General features: G+C 72.6%; 3 protein-coding genes and 1 pseudogene. 2 read left to right on the top strand and 2 right to left on the bottom strand.

All coding sequences use genetic code 11. From position 1 onward, the window contains the following. Window positions 1-118: 118 nt before the first annotated feature. Both ABZ693_RS36010 and rarD read right to left on the bottom strand, forming a co-directional pair. A pseudogene (locus tag ABZ693_RS36010) lies at window positions 119-706 on the bottom strand (mechanosensitive ion channel family protein); the annotation flags it as partial. Window positions 707-843: 137 nt separating this feature from the next. After that, window positions 844-1827: an EamA family transporter RarD gene (gene rarD / locus ABZ693_RS36005; protein WP_435842647.1), complete on the bottom strand. Its 984-nt coding sequence runs from the start codon at window positions 1825-1827 to the stop codon at window positions 844-846. 396 nt (window positions 1828-2223) lie between these two features. Between rarD and ABZ693_RS36000 the strand changes: the two genes are divergently transcribed. Then, complete coding sequence (locus tag ABZ693_RS36000; protein ID WP_359885710.1) at window positions 2224-2577, top strand: rhodanese-like domain-containing protein; 354 nt, start codon at window positions 2224-2226, stop codon at window positions 2575-2577. Window positions 2578-2669: 92 nt separating this feature from the next. Further along, on the top strand, window positions 2670-3072 hold a 403-nt coding region (locus ABZ693_RS35995; RefSeq protein WP_359885709.1), incomplete at its 3' end, for an MBL fold metallo-hydrolase.

Raw genomic sequence — 3072 nt, 5'->3', positions numbered from 1 at the left:
GTGCGTACCGCCCCGACCGGCCACACGACCTCCACCTGCTTCCCGCGCGCCCGCGCGTAGGCGACCATGTGCGCGGTGGCGTCCCGCCCGTTGATGGGCCCGGCCCGTGTACGTGAGGTCAGACCGTCGGGGCGCCTCCGCCGCCGATCTGTCCGCCCTCCCCGCCCTCCCCGCCCTCGCCGCGCCGCCCGCGCTCCGTCCGCTCCTGCGCCGACGGCATCGCGCGGCGCGCGTCCTCGCGGCCCTGCTGGTACGCGGTGATCTGCTGCTTGGCCTTGCCCGACTCCGACTCGGCGACCGACAGCCAGCGCTCCCAACGCGAACGCATCGGGGTGATCAGACCGCCGCCGACACCGACGATCGCGATACCCGCGATCGTCGCGAGCACCGCCGTGAGCACCGGGCCGGTGATCGCGGTGGCGATGCCCGCCTGGCCGAGCGCGGCGATCACGCCGAGCGCGACGATGAAGGCCCAGGCCGCCGTCGCGAGGAACCGGCCGTACGACATCCCGCCGAGCGCGGCCTGCACGATGTCGCGGACCGCGCGGGCGATGGCCATGGCGATGGCCATGGCCACGATGACGAGCGCCACGATCGCGCGCGGCAGCCAGGCGACGATGCCGTGGATCATCACGCTGATCGGGTTGGGGCCGAAGACCCCGAAGGCCAGCTGAAGGGCGATCAGGAGGATCGCGTAGTAGATGAGGGAGGCTTCGGGCCCGCGCGGGGAGCGAGCCCCCGGACTCCCTGAGTAACACCGTCTTCGCCCTCACCGCGCGGTCGGCCGCCCGGCTGGGCCGAAGGGGTGGAAAGCGGCGGGGAATCCGCCGCTTCACCGGAGTGTCAGCTTGCCGACGAGGGGGTGGGGGGCGCCGCCGCCTGGGTCCCGGCGCCGATCTCGGCCCCGGCGCGCGGACCGGGAACCACGGCGGACGACGTGGCGGGCGAGGCGGTGGGCGACGCGGCGGCCTGCGCCGCGGCCTCCTCCACCCGCGCCCGGCTGCGCCGCGCCGTACGCAGCGCGTCCCAGCTCAGGATCGCCAGCGCGAGCCACACCAGCGAGAAGCCCGCCCAGCGCTCCGGCGGCATCGCCTCGTGGAAGTAGAAGATGCCGAGCAGGAACTGGAAGACCGGCGCCAGGTACTGGAGCAGGCCGAGCGTCGACAGCGGTACGCGGATCGCGGCCGCGCCGAAGCAGACCAGCGGCACCGCCGTCACCAGGCCGGTCGCGGCGAGCAGCGACGCGTGCCCCGCGCCGTGCGCGCCGAAGGCCATCGTGCCCTGGGTGCCCAGCCAGATCAGGTACGCGAGCGCGGGCAGGAACTGCACGGCGGTCTCGGCGGCGAGCGACTCGATGCCGCCGAGGTTGACCTTCTTCTTCACCAGTCCGTAGAGCGCGAAGGAGAACGCCAGGGTCAGCGAGACCCACGGCGGCCGGCCGGCCCCGACCGCGAGGACGACCACGGCCGCCGTGCCGACGCCGACCGCCGCCCACTGCGCCGGGCGCAGCCGCTCCTTGAGGACGAGGACGCCGAAGGCGATGGTGACGAGCGGGTTGATGAAGTAGCCGAGGGAGGCCTCGACGACCCGGCCGTTGTTGACGGCCCAGATGTACAGGCCCCAGTTGACGCTGATGACGGCCGCGGCCACGGTGATCAGGCCCAGCTTGCGCGGGTTGCCCACCAGCTCCCGTATCCAGCCCCAGCGGCGCAGCGCGAGCAGCGCGAGGGCGACGAAGGCGAGCGACCAGACCATCCGGTGGGCCAGGATCTCGATCGCGCCGGCCGGCTTCACCAGCGGCCAGAAGAGCGGGACCAGACCCCACATGCCGTAGGCGCCGATCCCGTAGAGCAGTCCTGCCCGCCCCTCGCTGGTTTCCTTCACCGGACCTCCTGCTCCTGCCGGCCCTGTGCCGCGCGTCGTCGCTTTTCCGTCGAAGGTAGCGCCGCGTCCGGCCGGATGTCATGTCCGTATCGCCATACGGTCATGACCATGGGCGGGTGTACGGGGTGACCCGCGGCCGGGTCGGGGGAGGGGTGCGGGCGGGTACGGCCCAGGTGGGGCACGGGTACCGCCCAGGCGTGGCACGGGCCCGGCGCAAGGGGGACAGGGGTGAGGCGCGGGTGTGGCGCGGGATACCCCCAGGGGTATTTGACGAGTCCCGGGGTGACCGTTTAACGTCGTTGTTGTCATACCCAGGGGGGTATCCGGAAGGCAGTCATCATGGCTCGTGAAGTGGACCTGGAAGCTTTCGCCGCGGCGTGGACGGACGGAGCCTTCGTGCTCGACGTACGACAGCCCGGCGAATACCGGGACGGTCACGTCCCCGGCGCGCTCCTCGCCCCGCTGCCCAGCCTGGGTGTCACGCCGCCGAAGCTGCCCGCCGGGCGGCCGGTGTACGTGATCTGCGCCAGCGGCAACCGCAGCAAGGCGGCCGCCGACCTGCTGGCCGTGGTCGGCGGAGGCGTCGACGGCGGCGCGGACATCTACTCCGTGGCCGGCGGCACCCGCGGCTGGATCCGCGCGGGCCGCCCCGTGGCGACCGGCACCGAGCCCGGCTCGGTCCGACCCGTCTGACCCGCCCCGGATTCCGGCTCCGGCCTGCCCTTCCCGCTACTCCCTCTATACCCCTCTGGGTATAGCACCCCAGCTCGTGGAGGTTGATTCCCATGTTCTTCGCCCAGTACTACCTCGACTGCCTCTCCCAGGCGTCGTACATGATCGCCGACGAGACCACCGGCCAGGCCGTGGTCGTCGACCCCCGTCGTGACGTCTCCGAGTACCTCGCCGACGCCGAGGCCCGCGGCTTCACCGTCGTCGGCGTCATCAACACCCACTTCCACGCCGACTTCGTGGCCGGCCACCTGGAGATGGCCGCCCGTACCGGCGCCTGGATCGGCTACGGCCGCCGCGCCGAGACCGAGTACGCGATCCGCAAGCTGGCCGACGGCGAGACCATCAGCCTCGGCGGCGTCACGCTGGAGATCATGGAGACGCCGGGCCACACCCCGGAGTCCATCAGCGTGCTCGTGTACGAGCGGGGCGAGGACACCGTCCCGTACGGCGTGATGA

Source organism: Streptomyces laurentii, assembly GCF_040635425.1.
GTDB classification, from domain to species: Bacteria; Actinomycetota; Actinomycetes; order Streptomycetales; family Streptomycetaceae; genus Streptomyces; species Streptomyces laurentii.
This window is presented reverse-complemented; position numbering and strand designations above follow the sequence as displayed.

Bases quoted from the DNA above. Each gene is read 5' to 3' on its own strand.
- rarD (WP_435842647.1), bottom strand. From the start codon at position 1,827: ATGTGGGGTCTGGTCCCGCTCTTCTGGCCGCTGGTGAAGCCGGCCGGC.
- ABZ693_RS36000 (WP_359885710.1), top strand. From the start codon at position 2,224: ATGGCTCGTGAAGTGGACCTGGAAGCTTTCGCCGCGGCGTGGACGGAC.